At 66.1% G+C, this 21,009-nt stretch carries 1 protein-coding gene; it reads right to left on the minus strand.

Going from position 1 to position 21,009, the window contains the following annotated elements; genetic code table 11:
- Positions 1–52: 52 nt before the first annotated feature.
- Positions 53–20,938 (minus strand): non-ribosomal peptide synthase/polyketide synthase, encoded by a 20,886-nt coding sequence (locus tag CH251_RS03405; protein WP_256978778.1) that lies wholly within the window; start codon positions 20,936–20,938, stop codon positions 53–55.
- Positions 20,939–21,009: the final 71 nt, after the last annotated feature.

Raw genomic sequence — 21,009 nt, forward strand, 5'->3', positions numbered from 1 at the left:
TAACTTTTCCTCCTGATCGATCCACGTGCACAACCGGCGAACTCGGCATTCGTCACGACGACGCGATCACCGACTCCGCCCGTTCGATCAACGATGCCAGAGCGGTGGTCAGACCCTCCGCACCGAGGGCGGGCAAGATACCCGGGATCAGTGCCGACAGCGTGACCGTCACCAGAGCCTGCGGCTTCATCGCAGAGCCCATCGTTGCCGACATCTGTGCCAGTTTGGCGTGCAGAGCAGCGAAATCGACCGTCGTCGATTCGTGTTCGATGGCCACCGCATCGGGTGCGACGGTCGCTGCCTGGGCAACCAGTTCGGGCAGGTCGTCCACCGTCTTGGGCTTGGCTCGCGGTGCGAACTCCGCCTTCTCCTCGTCGGAGAGGATGTCGATCGACCGCAGCACCACATCCGGATCCGAGACGACGGCGTTCAGAATTCGCAGTAGCCGATCGGCGAACGTCGCGATCGACGACTCGTCGAGGATCGCCGTCGCGTAGGTGAACGTCGCCTCGATGTCGCGTAGCGCTCCGGTGTCGTCGAAGCTTTCGACGGCGGTCAGCTGTAGATCGAACTTGGCCTGGTCGTCGCCCGCGGGCAACGCCTGCACCTGCAGGCCCGGCAGCTCGAACGTTCCGGTCACGTGGTTCTGGAACGTCAGCATCGCCTGGAACAGCGGAGTGTAGGCACTCGACCGAGCGCGGCCCAGCGCGTCGACGAGCCGCTCGAACGGGACGTCGGCGTGACCGAACGCCGCCAGGTCCTTGTCCTTGGCCTGCTGCAGCAGCTCGGCGAACGTGCCGCTCTGATCGAGTCGAGTTCGCAACACGAGCGTGTTGACGAACATACCGACGAGCTCGTCGAGTTGCTGTTCACCGCGACCCGCAGTGGGTGTGCCGATGCTGATGTCGGAGGAGTTGCTCAGCCTCGACAGCAGCACGGCGAAGGCACTGTGCACCACCATGAACGTGGTCGCGGAGTGTTCCCGAGCGATCTTCTCGATCGCCGATGCGATGTCGGTCCCGAACGAGAACTCGTACGAGGCACCCTGCATCGTCGGGCGAGGCGGTCGCGGCCGATCCAGCGGGAGTGCCAATTGTTCCGGTGCTCCTGCCAACTCGGTCGTCCAGTACGCCAGTTGCTTCGCGAGCGGACTCTCGGGATCGCTCTCGCTGCCGAGAACGTCGCGCTGCCACAGCGCGAAGTCGGCGTACTGGACCGGCAGCGGCGACCACGCCGGCATCTCCCCCGCAACCCGAGCGGTGTAGGCCACCATGACATCCCTGATGAGCGGTCCCATCGAGAAGCCGTCGGCGGCGATGTGGTGTGCCACCACGGCGAGTACGTGCTCGTTCTCGGCGACCTGCAGCAACGCGGCCCGCACCGGAACCGACTTCGTGACGTCGAACCCGGCACCGAGAGTCTCGGTCAGGCGGGAGATCACCGCGTCCGGTTCCACCCGCTCGGGCGTCAGCTCGACTCCTACCTCGGCGACGGAACCGATCTGCTGCACCGGCCCGTCCACCGAGTCGGGGTACGCCGTGCGCAGAATCTCGTGGCGTCCGAGAACGTCGTCGAATGCCCCGCGCAGGGAGTCGATGTCGAGTGCACCGGTCAGCCGGACCGCGACAGGAATGTTGTACGCCGAGGAACCGGGGTCGATCCGGTTGATCGTCCACATTCTTTCCTGAGCGATCGAGAGCGGAAGCAGATCGGGCCGCTCACGAACGGTCAGTTCTCGGCGCGCACCGCCACCGACGAGTGGGGCGATGTGGGCGGCCAGACCTGCGACGGTGGACGCCGCGAACACTGCTCGCACCGGAATCTGGGCGTCGAGCGCCTGACCCAACCTGGAGACCAATTGCGTTGCGACCAAAGAGTTTCCACCGAGCGCGAAGAAGTCGTCGTCGAGCCCTGCGCGGTCGAGACCGAGTAGTTCCGCCACGGTGGACGCAACGATCTCCTCGATCGGGGTGACCGGGGCACGGAACTCGGCAACCTCGAACTGCGGTGCCGGAAGGGCCCGTCGATCCAGTTTGCCGTTGGCGTTGAGCGGGAGGGCATCGAGGACGACGAACGCTGCCGGAACCATGTACGACGGCACGGCGCGCGCGAGCTCGGCTTCCACACTCGCCACGTCGAGTACTGCCCCGGACTGTCCGACGACGTAGGCGACCAGCTGGTCCCCCATCGATTCGCCGGTATGCACGACGACGGCGGTGTCGGCCACCGTTGCCTGAGCGCGCAGGGCTGCCTCGATCTCACCGAGTTCGATGCGGAATCCGCGAATCTTGACCTGGAAGTCGGCGCGCTCGATGTAGTCGAGGCGGGCCGCTGCGGGTGCGCCGTCGACGAGCGGAACCCGCCAGCGCACGAGGTCGCCCGTGCGGTACATCCGCGTTCCGTTCGGGTCGAACGGATTCGCCACGAACCGTTCGGCGGTGAGGTCTGCTCGCCCGAAGTACCCTCGCGCCAGTTGCGCACCGGCGAGGTAGAGCTCTCCGGTGACTCCGGCCGGAACCGGATGAAGGCGAGAGTCCAGCACGAACACGGCAGTGTTGGACTCGGGCACGCCGATCGGCACGGCGACGGTGTCGGCATCGGTGACCGGATGCGAGGTCACCGATACCGCTGCCTCGGTCGGGCCGTACAGGTTGTGCAGCTCGGCGGAACCGTTGTGCCGCCGGAAATCCTGCGCCACCGCTGCGGGTAGTGCTTCACCGATGGCCAGGACGCGTCGCAGATCGGGTGACAGCTCGCCCGCGGCAACGGTGCCGAGCATCGACAGCATCGACGGGACCAGATGCAGCGTCGTCACCGCGTGCCGACGGATCAGCGTGAGCAGGTAGTCGGGATCACGATGCCCTTCCGGGTTCGCGACGACGAGTCGTCCACCCGAGGTCAGCTGTGACCAGAACTCCCACACCGACAGGTCGAAGGTCGCTGCGGTCTTGAGCAGCGACGCATCGGTCTCGTCGAGGCCGTACTCCGCACGCAACCAGTTCAACTGGTTGACGACGGCACCGTGCGAGACCGCAACGCCCTTGGGGCGGCCGGTGGAGCCGGACGTGAAGATGACATAAGCGGTGTTGTCGGCGGAGAGCACACCGGAGCGCTCGGAGGCATCCACCGGCGCGGGCGAGCAGCTCGCGAGATCGAGCTGTGTCAGATCGACGACCGTTGCTGCAGAAGAGATCTCCGTGCCGACGGCACCGGATGTCAGTACGCACAGCGGAGCTGCGGTCTCCAACACGAGCGCGTTGCGCTCGGCCGGCTGATCCGGATCGATCGGGACGTAGGCACCACCGGCCACGGAGATGGCGTACATGCCGACGAGCAGATCCACCGATCGCCGAATGGCAAGTCCCACCGGCACTTCGGGTCCGACGCCCAGGCCGATCAGGTGGCGGGCCAGGCGCGACACCCGCTCGGAGAACTCACCGTACGTCAGCGTGCCGTCGTCGTGCACGAGGGCAACGGCGTCACCGTTGCGCGCTGCCGAGTCCACGAACAGATCGGCGAGCGTGGTGCCGCCAGCGGAATCGAAGTCGCGGTCGGTGTCGTTCCACTCGTCGACGATGGCGGGTAGCTCACCGTCGAGGAACAGATCGAGATCGCCGACCGGGGTCGACGGCGACGCCGCGACGGCGTCGAGAACGGCCTCGAAGCGGGCGACGAGTGAGCGAGCAGTGCGCTCGTCGAACAGATCGGTCGCATACGTCAACAAGGCATCGAAGCCGCCCGACACCTCGTCCTCGCGCGGGGCGTCGGAGACGATCAGGTGCAGGTCGAACTGCGACGTTCCGGTCTCGGTGTCCAGAGCCGAGATGTCGAGTCCGTCGAGCTCGAATTCTCGACGCGCGAAGTTCTGGAACGAGAAGCCGACCTGGAACAGCGGGTGACGCGCCGTCGACCGGGTGGGGTTGACGACCTCGACGAGCCGCTCGAACGGTATGTCGGAGTTGGCGAACGCATGCAGATCGGTCTCTCGAGCCGCGTCGAGAAGGTCCTCGAAGCTCGCTCCCCCCGCCACGTCGAGCCGCAGCACCAACGTGTTCACGAACATGCCGACGAGGTTTTCGATGGCCGCTTCACCGCGACCCGCGATGGGAGTTCCGACGACGATGTCCGGCGATCCCGACATGCGCGCGAGCAGCACGGCGAACGCCGCGTGCACCGCCATGAACACCGTCGCGTTGTGCGCACGTGCCAGTTCGGTCAGTCGAGCGTGCGCGGCTGCGTCGATCCGGAAATCGACACGGCCGCCCCGGAAACTCTGCTCGGCGGGACGCGGACGATCCAGCGGTAGCTCGATCTGCTCGGGCAGCTCGGCCAGAGTAGCTTCCCAGTACCGAATCTGCTGCGCAGCAATCGATTCCGAGTCCTCTTCGGATCCGAGAACCTGACGCTGCCACAGTGCGTAATCGGCGTACTGCACCGGTAGCGGTGCCCACGCGGGATCGGAGCCGCGGGTGCGAGCGGCATATGCGGTCATGACGTCGGTGGACAACGGCATCACCGACAGACCGTCGGCGCTGATGTGGTGGATGACCATGCCGAGGACGAATTCGGTGTCCGAGACTCGGAAGAGCGCGGTCTTCAGCGGAACCTGGGTCGTGACGTCGAACGTCGCCGACAGGAGCTCCAGAACCCGAGCGGTCACCGACTCCGCGTCGGTGTCGATCACCTCGAGGGTGGTGGGCACCTCCGACATCGGCACGATCACCTGATGTGGGCCCTCGGGTGAATCGGGGTACACCGATCGCAGGGTCTCGTGACGCTCGATCACGTCGGCGACGGCACGCTGCAACGCCTGGACGTCGAGACGTCCGCTGAGCCGAAGCGCGAACGGGATGTTGTACGCCGTGGACTCGGAATCGAAGCGGTTGAGGAACCACATCCGCTGCTGCGCGAGCGAGAGCGGCACTCGGCTCGGCCGCGTCGACGCCACCAACGCCGGACGCGCAGCTACGCCCGAACCCTGCTCGACCCGCGCTGCCAGAGCAGCGACCGTCGGGGCCTCGAACAGTGCGCGGACGGGAACAGTCGTCTCCGCTGCGGCACCCAGCCTGGACACCACCTGAGTTGCCACCAGCGAGTTGCCGCCGAGCTCGAAGAAGTCGTCGTCGAGACCGACCCGTTCGACGCCGAGAACGTCGGCGAAGACGTCGGCGACCAGTTCCTCCACCGGAGTGGTCGGTGGCCGGAACTCACGAGTGCGCGCAGCCGGCTCGGGTAGGGCTCGTCGGTCCAGTTTTCCGTTGGCCGTCAACGGAATCGCATCGAGAACCACGAACGCCGAGGGCACCATGTACTCGGGAAGGTTCTCCCCGACCGCCGCCCTGACGACGTCGATGTCGATCGTCGACTCGGCCGCGGGCACGACGTACGCAACCAACCGTGCGGCACCGGGAGTGTCCTCGCGCACGATCACCGCTGCCTGCCCGACGACAGGAGCGGACGCGACGGCGGATTCGACCTCGCCCAGCTCGATTCGGAAACCACGGATCTTGACCTGGTCGTCGGCGCGACCGACGAACTCGAGTTCGCCGTCGGTCGACCACCGTGCCACGTCACCGGTGCGGTAGAGCACCGATCCGTCGCCTGCGAAGGGATCGGCGACGAACCTCGTCGCGCTCAATCCGGCTCGACCGAGGTACCCGCGCGCGACCTGACCACCGGAGACGTACATCTCCCCCGGCACGCCTGCGGGTACCAGCGACAGCCGTGAATCCAGGACGTACACCGACAGCCCGGAAATGGCGCGTCCCACCAGAGATCCCGATGCCTGCGCCGCGGACCGCGCGTCCACGACACGGTGCGACACGTGCACCGTGGTCTCGGTGATGCCGTACATGTTGACCAGTTGCGGGGAAGCGTCGCCGTGACGGTCGAACCAACCGGTCAGTCGTCGCAGTTCCAGCGCCTCGCCACCGAACACGATGTACCGCAACGAATAGTCGCCTGCCGAGCCTGCGGTGCGATCGACCTGATCGAGCTGGTAGAACGCGGACGGAGTTTGGTTGAGAACGGTGACGCGCTCACGAACGAGCAACTCCCGCAATGTTTCCGGCGACCGGGAGGTGAAGTAGTCGACAACGACGACGCTACCGCCGGTGGTGAGCGGGCCCCACAGTTCCCACACCGAGAAGTCGAACGCGAACGAGTGGAACAGCGTCCACACGTCGCCCCGACCGAAATCGAAGTGCCGCGCGGTGTTGGCCAACAGCCGTACGACGTTGCGATGCGGGATCAGCACGCCCTTCGGCTTGCCCGTCGAGCCCGAGGTGTAGATGACGTACGCCGTCGAAGCCGCGGTCGCCGGAATCGGATCGGTCGCCGGAAGGTCGCTCTCGGCCGAGGCGGTGTCGATGTCGATCCTGGGGAGCTCTGCGGGAAGCGCGACGTCCACACCGGTCCACGTCAGGACGGCAACCGGACGAGAATCGGTGAGAACGAACTCGATCCGGTCGGCCGGGTAGGACGGGTCGATCGGAACGTAGGCACCACCGGCTTTGAGCACCGCGAGCAGTGCCACGACGAGGTCGGCGGTGCGCGGCAGCACGACGGCCACCAGCGACTCCGGCCCGACTCCCTGAGCGGCGAGGATCTTCGCCAATGCAGTCGAGGACTCGTCGATCTCTCGGTAACTCCTGGAAGCACCCTCGAACACCACTGCGGGAGCGTCGGGGTCCTCGGCCACCCGAGCGGCGAAGAGGTCGACGATCGTGTCGAGCGAATCGGCGACGGCAGGCGCGTCCTGGGCGAGCGCGAGCACACGGCCGCGCTCGGCCTCGTCCATCACCGGGACGTCGCCGATTCGCTGTTCCGGATCGCCGGCCACGGACTCGAGAACGCGGATCAGGCGTTCACCGATTGCACGCGCCGTGCTGTCGTCGTACAGGTCGCGGGCGAAGGTGACGTCGATGGTCATGCCGCCGTCGACGTGATTCTCGGTGAAGGTGAACTGAACGTCGAACTTGGCCGTCTCGACGTCGAGGTCGACTGCGCGCACACTCAGGCCGGGCAGTTCGAGCTCGGTCTGCTCCATGTTCTGCACGGTGAGCATCACCTGGATGAGCGGGTGACGAGCCGCCGACCGCGGTGGGTCGAGTACCTCGACGAGCCGCTCGAACGGCACCTCGGCGTGGGCGAACGCCGACAGGTCGGTCTCGCGGGCCCGAGCCAGCAACTCGGTGAATGCGCCGCCGTGATCGATGTCGGTCCGCAGCACCAGCGTGTTGACGAACATTCCGATGACGTCGTCGAGGGCCGCCTCACCGCGCCCTGCGACCGGGGTACCGATCGCGATGTCGGTCTCACCGGACAGTCGGGCCAGCAGCACGGCGAGCGAGGAGTGCAGCACCATGAACAGCGAGCTCTGGTTGGCGCGGGCCACGTCGCCGAGGCGGCCGTGCGTCTCGGCGTCGAGGGCGAGCGTGATGTTGCCGCCTCGATACGACGACCGGTCCGGTCGGACGCGATCGCCGGGGAAGGTGACCTCGTCCGGCAGCGAGGACAGTGCACGAGTCCAGTGCCGAATCTGGTTCGATACCGGTGACGTCGCATCGTCCTCGGAGCCGAGAACGGCCTGCTGCCAGAGGGTGTAGTCGACGTAGCGGACGGCGAGCGGAGCCCAACCGGGCTCGGTGCCCGCGCTACGGGCTGCGTACGCGACCATCAGATCCCGGGTCATGGGACCGATCGAGAAGCCGTCTGCCGCGATGTGATGGGTGACGAACGCCAGAACATGGCGGTCCGAGTCGAGCTCGAACAACGCAGCCCGCAACGGCGGCGCAGCGGTGACGTCGAACCCGCCCATGGCCAGCGCCGCCAGGGCCGACGGCAGTTCGGCCGCGGTGGTCGCAGTCGGCACCAGATCCGGCGTCACCTGTTCCGCCGGAACGATCACCTGGGAGGCGACGCCGTCGACCTCCGGGTACACCGTTCGCAGGGACTCGTGTCGCTCGACCACGTCGGCCACTGCGGCCCGCAGAGCGGGGATGTCCAGATCGCCGCTGAGCTCGATGGCGACGGGGAGGTTCTCCGTCGCGGACTCGGGGTCGAACCGGTTGAGGAACCACATCCGGCGCTGCGCGAGCGAGAGCGGTACCAGATCCGGCAGATCGGTGCGCACCAGAGGAATTCGACGGCCCGAACCCGAGAGCTCGTCGAGCCTGGCCGCCAGTGCGGACACGGTCGAGGCCTCGAAGATCGTCCGAACGGTCACGGTGGTGTCGAGTGCCGCACCGATTCTCGACGCCACTCTCGTGGCGACGAGGGAGTTGCCACCGAGGGCGAAGAACTCGTCGTCGGCACCGACGACATCGATACCGAGAACATCGCGGAACACTTCTGCCACAACGATTTCCGATGTGGTGGACGGCGCACGGAAGGCGCGCTGCTCGATGTTCGGCTCCGGCAGAGCGCGACGATCGAGCTTGCCGTTGGGCGTGAGCGGCAGCGCGTCGAGCACGACGGTCGCGGCCGGGACCATGTAGCTCGCGAGCGAGCGCGACGCGAAGTCGGTCAGCTCGGCGACGTCGACGGTCCCGCCGACCGCAGGTACGACGTAGGCGACCAGTTGGTCGCCCGCGACAGCGGTCTGCCGAACCAGAACGACGGCGGATTCCACGGACGGGTGTTTGCGCAACACGGTCTCGATCTCGCCGAGTTCGATGCGCAGTCCCCGGAGCTTGACCTGGAAGTCGGTGCGGCCCAAGTACTCCAACCGTCCCGAACCGGAGGCCGCTGCACGCCAGCGCACCAGGTCACCGGTGCGGTACATGCGCGCACCCGGTTCTCCGAACGGGTCGGGAAGGAATCGATCGGCCGTCAGGTCCGTTCGTCCGAGGTAGCCGCGGGCCAGTTGAACTCCGGCGAGGTACAGCTCGCCCGCCACCCCGGGAGCCACCGGAGACAGTCGAGCGTCGAGAACATACGTTCTGGTGTTCCACACGGGGACACCGATCGGAACGAGGTCGACGTCCGCCTCCGACACCGCGTGGTAAGTGACGTCGACGGCCGCTTCGGTGGGACCGTAGAGGTTGTGCAGCGCCACGCCCGGCAGGACGCGTCGGAGCCGATCGCCGACCTCTGCGGGCAAAGCCTCTCCGGACGCGAACAGAGTCCGCAGGGAGGTGGCCGCAGGCGACGATGCCGCTGCAACCACGGAAACGAAGACCTCGAGCAGCGAGGGTACGAAGTGTGCGGTGGTGACCGACTGCGCCTCGATCGTCTCGAGCAGGTACTGGGGATCACGATGGCCGTCGGGCTTCGCGATGACCAGCGTGGCACCGATCTGCAACGGCCAGAACAGTTCCCACACCGACACGTCGAACGTGACCGGGGTCTTCTGCAGCACGACGTCGTCGGCGGCGAGCTCGTACTCCGCCTGCATCCACAGCAGGCGGTTGACGATCGCCTCGTGCGTGACGGCCACGCCCTTGGGCTGCCCGGTCGAACCCGACGTGAAGATGACGTAGGCGGTGTTCGACGGTGCCAGCGCACTGATTCGGTCCGCGTCGGTGATCGGCGCATCGGAGAAGCCGGACAGATCGAGGGTGTCGATATCGAGGACCTCGACACCGTCGGCCTCCACCGCGTCTCGTGACGTGGTCAGCACGCAGACCGGTGCCGCGGTTCCGAGAATGTGTGCGATCCGCTCGGCAGGCTGGTCCGGATCGATCGGTACGTACGCACCACCGGCGGCGATGATCGCGTGAATTCCGACGAGCAGTTCCACCGAGCGACGGGCAGCGATGCCCACTGCGCTCTCGGGCCCGACACCGCGGGCGATCAGGAACCGCGCCAGACGAGCGACCCGTTCGTGGAACTCGCCGTAGGTGAGTATCTCGTCTCCGAAAACCAGTGCAGGAGAGGACGAGTCGACCTGGCCGGCGAGCGAGGCCAACGTCTGGGCGCGATCGAGCTCGTGTTGGGTGTCGTTCCAGTCGACCAGTACCCGCCTGCGTTCGACGGGCTCGAGCAGTTCGATGTCGCCGACCACGGTAGAGAGGTTGCCTGCGACGGCTTCGAGAACTGTGATCAGGCGGTCGCCGAGTGTGACGACCGTGGCTTCGTCGAAGAGATCGGTGGCGTAGGTGACGTCGACCGTCATGCCCTGCGGAGCACCGCTGGGTCCGATCGACTCGACGAACGTGAACTGCAGATCGAACAGCGCGACCAGCGTCTCGAAGTCGACACCGGAGACCGACAGTCCCGGCAGTTCGAGATCCTTCTGTCCCAGGTTCTGGAACGCGAGCACCACCTGCACGAGGGGATGGCGAGCCGTGGATCGGGCGGGGTTGAGGATTTCGACCAAACGCTCGAACGGTACGTCCACGTGGGCCAGAGCCGACAGATCGGTCTCGCGGGTGTCGGCGAGTACCTGGTCGAATCGCCGCGCCGTGTCGATCTCGGTGCGCAGTACCAGGGTGTTGACGAACATGCCGATCAAGTCGTCCAGGGCGGCCTCACCACGACCGGCCACCGGGGTGCCGATCGCGATGTCGGCTTCGCCGGACAACCGCGACAGCAGTACGGCGAGCGATGTGTGCACCACCATGAACAGCGATGCGTTCTCTGCTCTGGCGGCATCGATCAGTGCGCGGTGCAGATCCTCGTCGATGGAGAACCGCACGAGCGCACCACTGTTCGATGCCACGACGGGCCTCGGGCGATCGGACGGCACGTCGAGCTGGTCCGGCAGGCCGGCCAGAGCGGTTGTCCAGTAGTCGATCTGCTGCGAGACGACCGACTGCGGGTCGTCCTCGGAACCGAGTACTTCGCGCTGCCACAGGCTGTAATCGGCATAGTCGATCGGCAGAGGAGACCAGTACGGTTCCTGCGACATCGACCGAGCGGCATACGCATTCATCACGTCACGAGTCAGCGGGCCAAGCGAGAACCCGTCGGCCGCGATGTGGTGGACGACGAACACCAACAGGTGCTCGGTTGGGCTGACCTCGAAGAGCCTGGTTCGGAAGGGCAGGTCCTTCGACAGGTCGAAGCCGGTGGTCGCCAGTTCTCGCAACGCGTCCGCGACGTCGTGGGCGGCGATGTCGATGGGCGTCAGATCCGGTGTGGCCGAGGCTGCGTCGACGATGACCTGATGAGCGGTTCCGTCGGTCTCCGGGAACACCGTGCGCAGGGACTGCTGCCGAGCCACGACGTCCGCGACCGCGATCTGCATGGCGCGACGGTCCAGCAGACCGGACAGTCGCACGGCGATCGGGATGTTGTTGGCCGCGGATTCGACGTCGAACTTGTTGAGGAACCACATGCGCTGCTGCGCCAGTGACAACGGAATATGTTGCGGCCGTTGTTGAGGCACCAGCGGAGGACGACTTCCGGTGGCGACCAGTGTACTCAACCGCGCGGCCAGATCTGCCACCGTGGAGGTGTCGAACAGCTCTCGCACCGCGATTCGGGTGTCCAACGCGACGCCCAGTCGTGACACCAGTTGCGTTGCGATGAGGGAGTTTCCACCGAGCTCGAAGAAGTCGTCGTCGAGACCGACACGCTCGACTCCGAGGACCTGGGCGAAGACCTCGGCAACGGTGCGTTCGATGTCGTTGGTCGGTTCCCGGTACTCGGTCACCTCGAAAGCGGGATCGGGCAGGGCCTTGCGGTCGAGCTTTCCACTCGCGCCGAGCGGAAATTCCTCGAGCACGATCAGCGTCGACGGCACCATGTACTCGGCCAGTCGAGACCGCAGCGCGCCGAGCACGGCTCCGGTCTCCACCGAGGCACCGGACGGTACGACGTACCCGACGAGTTGCTCGTTGCGGACCACCACGACAGCCTGGGAGATCGACCGTTGCGCCAGCAATGCCGATTCGATCTCGCCGAGTTCGATGCGCAAGCCGCGCAGCTTCACCTGGAAATCCGACCGACCCACGTATTCCAGTTCGCCGCTGCGGTTCCACCGCACGACGTCGCCGGTGCGATAGAGGCGTCGCCCGCCCGTTGCGAACGGATGGGCCACGAAGCGGTCCGCCGTCAGGTCGGAGCGTCCCACGTACCCGCGAGCCAGCTGCGTACCTGCGAGATAGAGCTCACCTGCAACACCGACGGGAGTGGGATGCAGTCGCGAATCGAGCACGTACACCGAGGTGTTCCACACCGGCGCACCGATGGGCATCACGTCCGAATCCTCGTCCGTGACAGCGTGATAGGTCACGTCGACGGCAGCCTCGGTGGGGCCGTACAGGTTGTGCAGCTCCACTCCTGCGATTGCCCGTCGCAGTGCGCGGGCCGTGGTGGGAGCCAGCGCCTCACCGGATGCGAACACCAATCGCAGCGAGGCACCCGATGCACGGCGCCGCTCCACCTCCGGTACGAACACCGACATCATCGACGGCACGAAATGCACCACCGACACATGCTCACGAGCAATGACATCGAGCAGATACATCGCATCCCGATGACCATCCGGAACAGCAACGGCCACCGACGCACCGTTCTGCAACGCCCAGAAGAACTCCCACACCGACACATCGAACGTCGACGGAGTCTTCTGCAACACCACATCACCGGCACTCAGCCGATACTCGTGCTGCATCCACAACAACCGATTGACGATCGCCTCGTGCGAAACACCCACACCCTTCGGACGACCCGTCGACCCCGACGTGAAAATCACGTACGCGAGATTCGAAGGCCGTAACGGTGCTCTGCGCTCGGCATCGCTCAACGGCATCGAGGACAGATCCGACACATCCAGGGTGTCGATATCGATCGTCTCGACACCAGCGAACTCCACATGATCACGCGTCGTCGACAACACCCGAACCGGAGCCGCCGTCGCCACGATGTACTCGTTACGATCCGCCGGCTGCGACGGATCGATCGGAACGTACCCCGCACCGGCCTTCACGATCGCGTACATACCCACGAACAGATCCAGGCTACGTCCGATCGCCAACCCCACCAGCGAATCAGGCCCCACCCCCACCGACACCAAATGCCGCGCAAGACGATTCGCACGCCCCGCGAACTCCGCATACGTCAACCGCTCACCCTCGAACACCAACGCCTGCGCATCAGGAGTCTCGGCCACCTGACGATCGAACAGGTCGACCAGCGTAACTTGTTCCGGTACTTCGTGTTCGGTGCGGTTCCACGCCGTCACGACGCGGTCGCGCTCGCCGTCCTCGAGAAGATCGATGTCTCCCACCGAGACCGACGGGTCGGCCACCACAGCGGTGAGCATTCGCACGAAACGTTCGGAGAAGCCGCGCACCGTGTCGGCGTCGAACAGGTCGGTCGCGTAGGTCAACTCGGCGGCCATGCCCTGCCCGCGACCGTCCACTCCGATGGATTCGGTGACGGTCAGCTGCAGGTCGAACTTCGCCACCTCGGCGTCGAGGGCGACGCTGTCCACCGACAGTCCCGGTAGGTCCACGTGCGTGCGGGTGAGGTTCTCGAACGAGAGCATCACCTGGAACAGGGGATGCCGCGCCTGTGACCGGGACGGGTTGAGCACCTCGACCAAGCGCTCGAACGGCAGATCGGCGTGCCCGAACGCACCGAGCGCCACTTCTCTCGCGCGCCCGATCTGCTCCGAGAACGTCCGACCCGACTCGATGTCGGTGCGCAACACGAGGGTGTTGACGAACATGCCGACCACGTCGTCGAGGGCTGCGTCGCCGCGGCCCGCGACCGGAGTACCGATCGCGATGTCCTCGGTGCCGGACAGGCGCGCGAGCAGTACCGCCAGAGCAGCGTGAACGACCATGAACAGCGATGCGTTGTGCGTGTGGGCCAGCGACGACAGGCCTCGGTGTACCTCTGCCGGCACGTCGAATCGGATCGACGATCCCTGGTAGGACTGACGATTCGGGCGCGGCCGATCGGTCGGAAGATCGAGCTGATCGGGCAGACCGGCGAGCATGTCGGCCCAGTAGTCGACCTGACCGGAGATCAGCGACTGCGGATCGTCCTCGGAGCCGAGAACCGAACGCTGCCACAGGCTGTAGTCGGCGTACTGCACCTCGAGCGGCATCCACGCCGGGTTCTCCCACGCGGTGCGCGAGGCGTACGCGATCATGAGGTCGCGGGCCAGCGGACCCATCGACCAGCCGTCGGCCGAGATGTGGTGCACCACCATGGCGATGACGTGTTCGCGCGGACCGATCTCGAACAGGCGAGCCTGGATCGGAACGTTGACCGTCACGTCGAACGTCGTCGATGCCAGCGTGAAGACCTGACGCTGGATGTCGGCCCCTGACGTCGGAATGGGCATCAGGTTCGGCACCGTCTGAGCGGCGTCGAGGATGGACTGCTGCGGGCCTGCCGCGGTGTCCGGGTAGACCGTGCGCAGCGATTCGTGCCGGTCGATCACGTCCATGATCGCAACCTGCAGCGCGGCCACGTCGAGCTCGCCGGTCAGCTTCAGTGCGAAGGGAATGTTGTACGCGGTGGAGTCGGCGTCGAATCGATTGAGAAACCACATTCGCTGCTGCGCGAGCGAGAGCGGGATTCGCTCGGGCCGCACGGTCGCGACGAGCGCGACACGGCCGCCCTCTCCCGCGGCCTGCTCCACCCGCACGGCGAGCAGCGCTACGGTCGATGCCTCGAACAACATGCGCACCGGAACGGTGGCATCGAGAGCGACTCCCAGGCGCGAGACCACCTGCGTGGCGATCAGCGAGTTACCGCCGAGCTCGAAGAAGTCGTCGTCGAGACCCACGCGCTCCACTCCGAGAACGTCAGCGAAGACGTCGGCAACGATCTCCTCGATCGGTGTGGTCGGGGCACGGAACTCACGCACCTCGAATACCGGAGCCGGCAGTGCTCGGCGATCGAGTTTGCCGTTGACGGTCAGCGGGATCGAGTCGAGCACCACGAAAGCCGACGGCACCATGTATTCCGGAAGTACTTCTGCGATACCGGTTCTGATGTCCTCGATGTCGACGATCGGCCGGCCCTCGACGGCAGCGGACACCACGTAGGCGACCAGTCGAGCTGCACCGGGCGAGTCCTCGCGAACGACGACGGCTGCCTGGGTGACGGTGGGCTGCGCGGTCACCGCGGCCTCCACCTCGCCCAGCTCGATGCGGAATCCGCGGACCTTGACCTGATCGTCCGAACGACCGAGGTATTCGAGCTCGCCTGCTGCGTTCCACTGTGCGAGGTCTCCGGTGCGGTACAGCAGCGATCCCTCGTCGGCTCCCGACGCGAAGGGGTTCGCCACGAAGCGAACCGACGTCAGTTCCCGGCGACCGAGATATCCGCGGGCCAATTGTCCACCGGCAACGTACATTTCGCCCGGCACCCCGACCGGAACCGGATGCAGGCGGGTGTCGAGCACGAACACCCGCAATCCGGCGATCGGCTTGCCGACCACCGACGCACTGGTCTCGACCGACGCGGCATCGAGCGCGCGGTAGGACACGTGCACGGTCGTCTCGGTGATGCCGTACATGTTGACGAGCTGGGGCGTACGGTGCCCGTGCCGCTCGAACCACCCGGTCAGCCGTCGTTGTTCGAGGGCTTCACCACCGAAGATCACGTAGCGCAGCGACAATTCGCCGTGCTCGGTCGCCGTGGTGCGATCGGCCTCGGAGAGCTGATAGAACGCCGACGGCGTCTGGTTGAGCACCGTGACCTGCTCGTCGACGAGCAGTCGATGGAATGCCTCCGGCGAGCGCGACGTGAAGTAGTCGACGACGACCAACGTGCCGCCGTAGAGCAGCGGGCCCCACAGCTCCCAGACAGAGAAGTCGAATGCGTAGGAGTGGAACATCGTCCACACGTCGTCGGCACCGAAGCCGTAGACCGAATCGGTGTTGTCGAGCAGCCGAACGACGTTGCGATGCGGAATCATCACGCCCTTGGGCTTGCCCGTCGAACCCGAGGTGTAGATGACGTAGGCGACGTTGTCCGGCCGCAGCGGACTCCTCCGGTCCTCGTCGGTGACGGGATCGCCGGACACCGAAGACAGATCGACGGTGTCGATGTCGAGCAGCGCTGCGCCGGTGCGAGTTTCGACGTCGGACGGCAGTTCCACCCGGTCCGAGCCGGACAACAGAACGGTTGTCGGCCGCGCGTCGTCGAGCATGTATTCGACTCGGTCGAGTGGGTAGCTCGGGTCGACCGGGAGGTATCCACCGCCTGCTTTGATCACCGCGACGAGCGCGACGATGAGTTCCGCCGACCTCGGAAGGGCAACGGCGACCAAGCTTTCGGGGCCGACGCCGTGGGAGATGAGAACGCGGGCAAGGCGATTGGTGTGCGCGTCGAACTCGGCGTAGGTCATCGACGAGCCGTCGAAGCGCACCGCGACGGCGTCGGGGTGCGCTGCGGCAGCAGCGTCGAGCAGATCCACCAGGGTGAGTTCCCGAGAGACGTCGTCTCCCGAGGCGTTCCACTGCGAGACCACGGACCGGTGCTCCGCGGCATCGACGATCGTGACGTCGCCGACCGGCACTGTGGCGTCCGTGGTCACCGCGTCCAGAATCGTCAGGAAGCGGCGCGCGAAACTCTCGACGAGATCGACGTCGAACAGATCCGTTGCGTACTCGAACACCGCGTCGATACCCGCGGGTGCGCCGTCGTCGAGATGCTCGGTCAGCCACAGCTGTACGTCGAATTTGGCGATGGGAACATCGAATTCGGCGGCTTCGGCGCGCAGTCCACCGACGGTGAGTTCGCGAGACATCGCCGATTCCAGCGAGATCGCGACCTGGAACAGCGGGTGCCGGGACGTCGAACGCACCGGGTTCAGCACCTCGACGAGGCGCTCGAACGGCACGTCTGCATGTGCGAAAGCGGACAGATCCGTGTCTCGAACGCGCGAGAGGAGTTCCTCGAACGTCAACGCCGGATCGACCTCGGTGCGCAGTACGAGCGTGTTGACGAACATGCCGACCAGGTCGTCGAGTGCAGGTTCTCCTCGACCGGCCACGGGCGCACCGATGGCGATGTCGGTGGTGCCGCTGAGCCGGGCGAGCAGCAGCGCGTACGCGGACTGCATGACCATGAACAGCGAAGCATTGTTGGCACGGGCCAGGCTCGCCAGCGAGGCGTGCAGACGAGCCGGAACGTCCACCCGAAGCTTGCTGCCCGCGTTCGAGGACACTGCCGGACGTGGCCTGCTCGACGGCAGCGCCAGCTGATCGGGAAGATCCTCGAGAGTTGCGCTCCAGTAAGCGATTTCGCGCGACGCCAACGACATCGGATCGGTCTCGGGACCGAGCACCGCTCGTTGCCACAGCGCGTAGTCGGCGTATTGGACCTCGAGCGGCGTCCACTCGGGTGCGCGCCCCTTGATCCGGCTCGAGTACGCAACCAGCACGTCCCGGGCCAACGGACCGAACGACGCCCCGTCGGCGGCGATGTGGTGCAACACCATCGCGAGTTCGTGTTCGGTCGGTGAGATCTCGAACAGTGCGATGCGGAAAGGTGTGTCGACCGTGACGTCGAATCCCTTGGCGACCAGTTCGTGCAGGCGGCCGCCCAGTTCGTCGCGCTCGATGCGGACCGGCAGAATCGTCGCCGGGGTCCGCGCCGCCGTGAGTACGACCTGTTCCGGAGAGCCGTCCACCTCGGGGTAGACGGTGCGCAGCGTCTCGTGTCGGTCGACGACGTCGGCGAATGCGGCCGACAGGGCCACCACGTCGAGCGGCCCGGTCAGACGCACGGAGAACGGCAGGTTGTACACCGCCGTGGTGGGATCGAAGCGGTTGAGGAACCACATGCGCTGTTGCGCAGGTGAGAGCGGAATACGCTCGGGTCGTTCCCGCGACTCCAGCACCGGGGTGTCCGCCCCGAGCCGAGCCGCCGACTCGGCCCTGGCCGCGAGTGCGCCGACGGTGGGAGCCTCGAACAGCTCACGGACACCGAGGCGAACTCCCAGAGCGCTGCCGACTCGCGTCACCAACTGCGTGGCGATCAGAGAATTGCCGCCGAGCTCGAAGAAGTCCTCGTCCAGACCGACCTTGGAGGCCCCGAGCAGATCCTCGTAGATACCGGCGACGACGTACTCCGCCCGGCTCTGCGGGGCCCGGTACTTCTTCGCACTGCTGAACACCGGTTCCGGCAACGCTTTCCGGTCGAGCTTGCCACTGGTGTTCAATGGCAGGGCGTCGAGAACGACGACCGCTGCAGGCACCATGTACGACGGCAGGGCCTGACCGGCGAACTCGATCGCCGCGGCGGATTCGATGGATCGGCCCGGAGTCGCGACGACATACGCCACCAACTGATCACCGGTGACCGTCTGGACCACCAATACCACTGCCTGCGAGATGGATTCGTGGGCGAGCAGAACCGTTTCGATCTCGCCGAGCTCGATGCGTTGTCCGCGGAACTTGACCTGGAAATCCGTCCGGCCGATGTAGTCCAGCACGCCGTCGCTGCGCCAGCGCACGAGGTCACCGGTGCGGTACATCCGCTCGCCGCCGGTGCCGAAGGGGTTGGCGACGAAGCGATCCGAGCTCAGATCCGGCCTGCCCACGTAGCCGCGCGCCAGCTGGACGCCTGCGAGATACAGCTCGCCCGATTCGCCGATCGGGGTGGGTCGCAGCCGAGCGTCGAGAACGAAGGCTCTGGTGTTCCACTCGGGTACACCGATCGGAACGGTGCGGGTGTCCTGCGGGCCACTGGGGTGATAGGTGACCGAGACGGCGGCCTCGGTGGGGCCGTAGAGGTTGTGCAGACCGGCTCGACACATCGCGCGGAACGACGCTGCGGTCTCGACCGGCAGTGCCTCACCGATGACGAACACGTGGCGCAGCGAACTGCAGGTGCCCGCGGGCGCGTTGGCCACGAACACCGTCAGCATCGACGGCACGAAATCGGTGACGGTGACGCGATGTTCGGCGATCTTGTTGGCGACGTAGACCGAGTCTCGATGCCCGTCGGGGGTGGCGAGCACCATCGTCGCGCCGACCCGCAGCGGCAGGAAGAATCCCCAGAGCGAGACGTCGAAGGTGGTGGCCGTCTTCTGCAGATAGACGTCGGAGGCGTCCATCGGATACTCCGAGAGCATCCACTCCATCTGATTGTCGATCGCCGCGTGCTCGACCGCGACACCCTTCGGCCGTCCGGTCGAACCGGAGGTGTAGATCACGTACGCGGTATTCGAAAGTCGGAGTGGCGCAGTGCGTTCGGCATCCCGAACGGGCTCCGCGGACCTGGCCGAGCAGTCGACGAGATCGACCGCAACCGTCTCGGTGCCCTCGGGCAGCGCAACGTCGTCGCGTGAGGAGATCAGCACACATCGCGGCTGTGCGGAGTCGAGAATGTAGGCGGTGCGATCGGCAGGGTGGTCGGGGTCGATCGGCACCCAGGCACCGCCCGCCGCCACGATCGCGTACATGCCGACGACGAGGTCGAACGAACGGCGGATCGAGAGTCCGACGAGAGTCTCGGGGCCGACCCCCATGTCGATCAGGTGGCGAGCCAGGCCGTTCACGCGCGCCGAGAGTGCGCCGTAGGTGAGAGCTTCGCCCTCGTACACCAGTGCCGTCGTGTCGGGGTGTGCGGCCGCGGCGGCCTCGAAAGCGGACAGCAGCGTGCGCGGTTCGGTCCGGTGCTCGGTGGCATTCCACTCGGCCACGACGAGTTCGCGTTCGACACCGTCCGTCAGGGCCAGATCCCACACCGCATGCTTCGGTCCCGACGCCACGAAACGGGCGAAGAAATCCACGAACCTCTCGTGGTTGCGTCCGGACTGCTCGGGTCCGTACAGATTGGGATTGGACTCGAAGTCGATGTGGGTGGTCGACCCGGCAACGCTGGTGTAGAGGTTGAGCCCGAAGTCCTCGATGAGGCCGGTCGAGAGAATGTTGATGCCGCCGACCATCGAGCCGAGGCGCACCTCGCCGAAGAACAGCATGATGTTGACCCACGGGCCGAAGAACGAGGCCTGACCGCTGGCCGCTCCGGCGTCGCGCCGAATGTCCTCGTGCCGGTATCGCTGGTGACGCAGTGCGCCGGAGACCTCCGCATTGACGCGCGCGAGCAGCGTCTCGACGGTGGTGTCGTCCGACACGTCGAGCCGCAGGGGAACGACGTTGGAGACCATGCCGCCGGAGCGGCGCAACACCGCGGTGGTGCGCGCGGTGACCGGGAGCGAGAGCACGACGTCCTTGCGTCCGGTCATCTGCGCGAGGTAGGCGGCGAAGCCGGCGATGACGATGGTTGCCATCGTCGTGTCGGTCTCGACACGCAGGGCTTCGAGGCTGTCCATCGTCTCGGTGGACAGAGCTGTGCTGTCGATCTGACTCGTCGCTGCGGGAGCAGCGGTGTGACCGGCGAGGGTGGTGACTCCGTCGATCCCGTCGATCCGCGACGCCCAGTACTCGCGATCGGCCTCGAAACGGCTCGAGTCGCGGTAGGCCACGTCGATGTCGTAGACCTTGGTCAGGTCCGATGCCAGGTTCTTGCTCGGTTCGGTGCCCTCGACCGCAGCGGTGTAGAGCTCGGCCGCGCGGTTCATGAACGTGACGGCACCGAATCCGTCGAGCACCACGTGATGCACGCGCTCGTACCAGAACCAGACGTCGTCCTCCAGGCGCAGGACGGTCGCGGCGATCAGTCGGTCGCGGAGGATGTCGATCGGCGCGCTGTAGTCGGCGTGCATCCACGCCAGTGCCGCTGCCCGCGGATCGGCCTCACCGCGTAGATCCAGATAATTCAGTGAGTCGTCGAGTGTGGGATCGACGAGCTGCCGGGGCTCGGCGTCGATCTCGACGATGCGCACGAAACCGGACTGCAGCTCGAGTGCCGCCTGTGACGATGCTCGACGGAGCAACTCCACGTCGAGCTCGCCGTGCAGCTCGATGTACTGGGCGATGTTCGCGGGTACCGAGGGGTCCACATGCTGCGCGAACCACATTCCCAATTGGGCCGGTGACAGTGGGAACGACGAATGCTCAGGACTGTCGACTCCGTCGTCGTGTCCAGCACCTTCCACACCTAGCGGGTCCAATCGAATCCTCTCTTTCCCACAATCACACGCGCCCCCACCGGCCGCCGAATCGGCAGCGATCGGTGGGCACC

Origin of the sequence: Rhodococcus sp. 06-462-5, from assembly GCF_002258315.1 — a bacterium.
GTDB lineage: Bacteria > Actinomycetota > Actinomycetes > Mycobacteriales > Mycobacteriaceae > Rhodococcoides.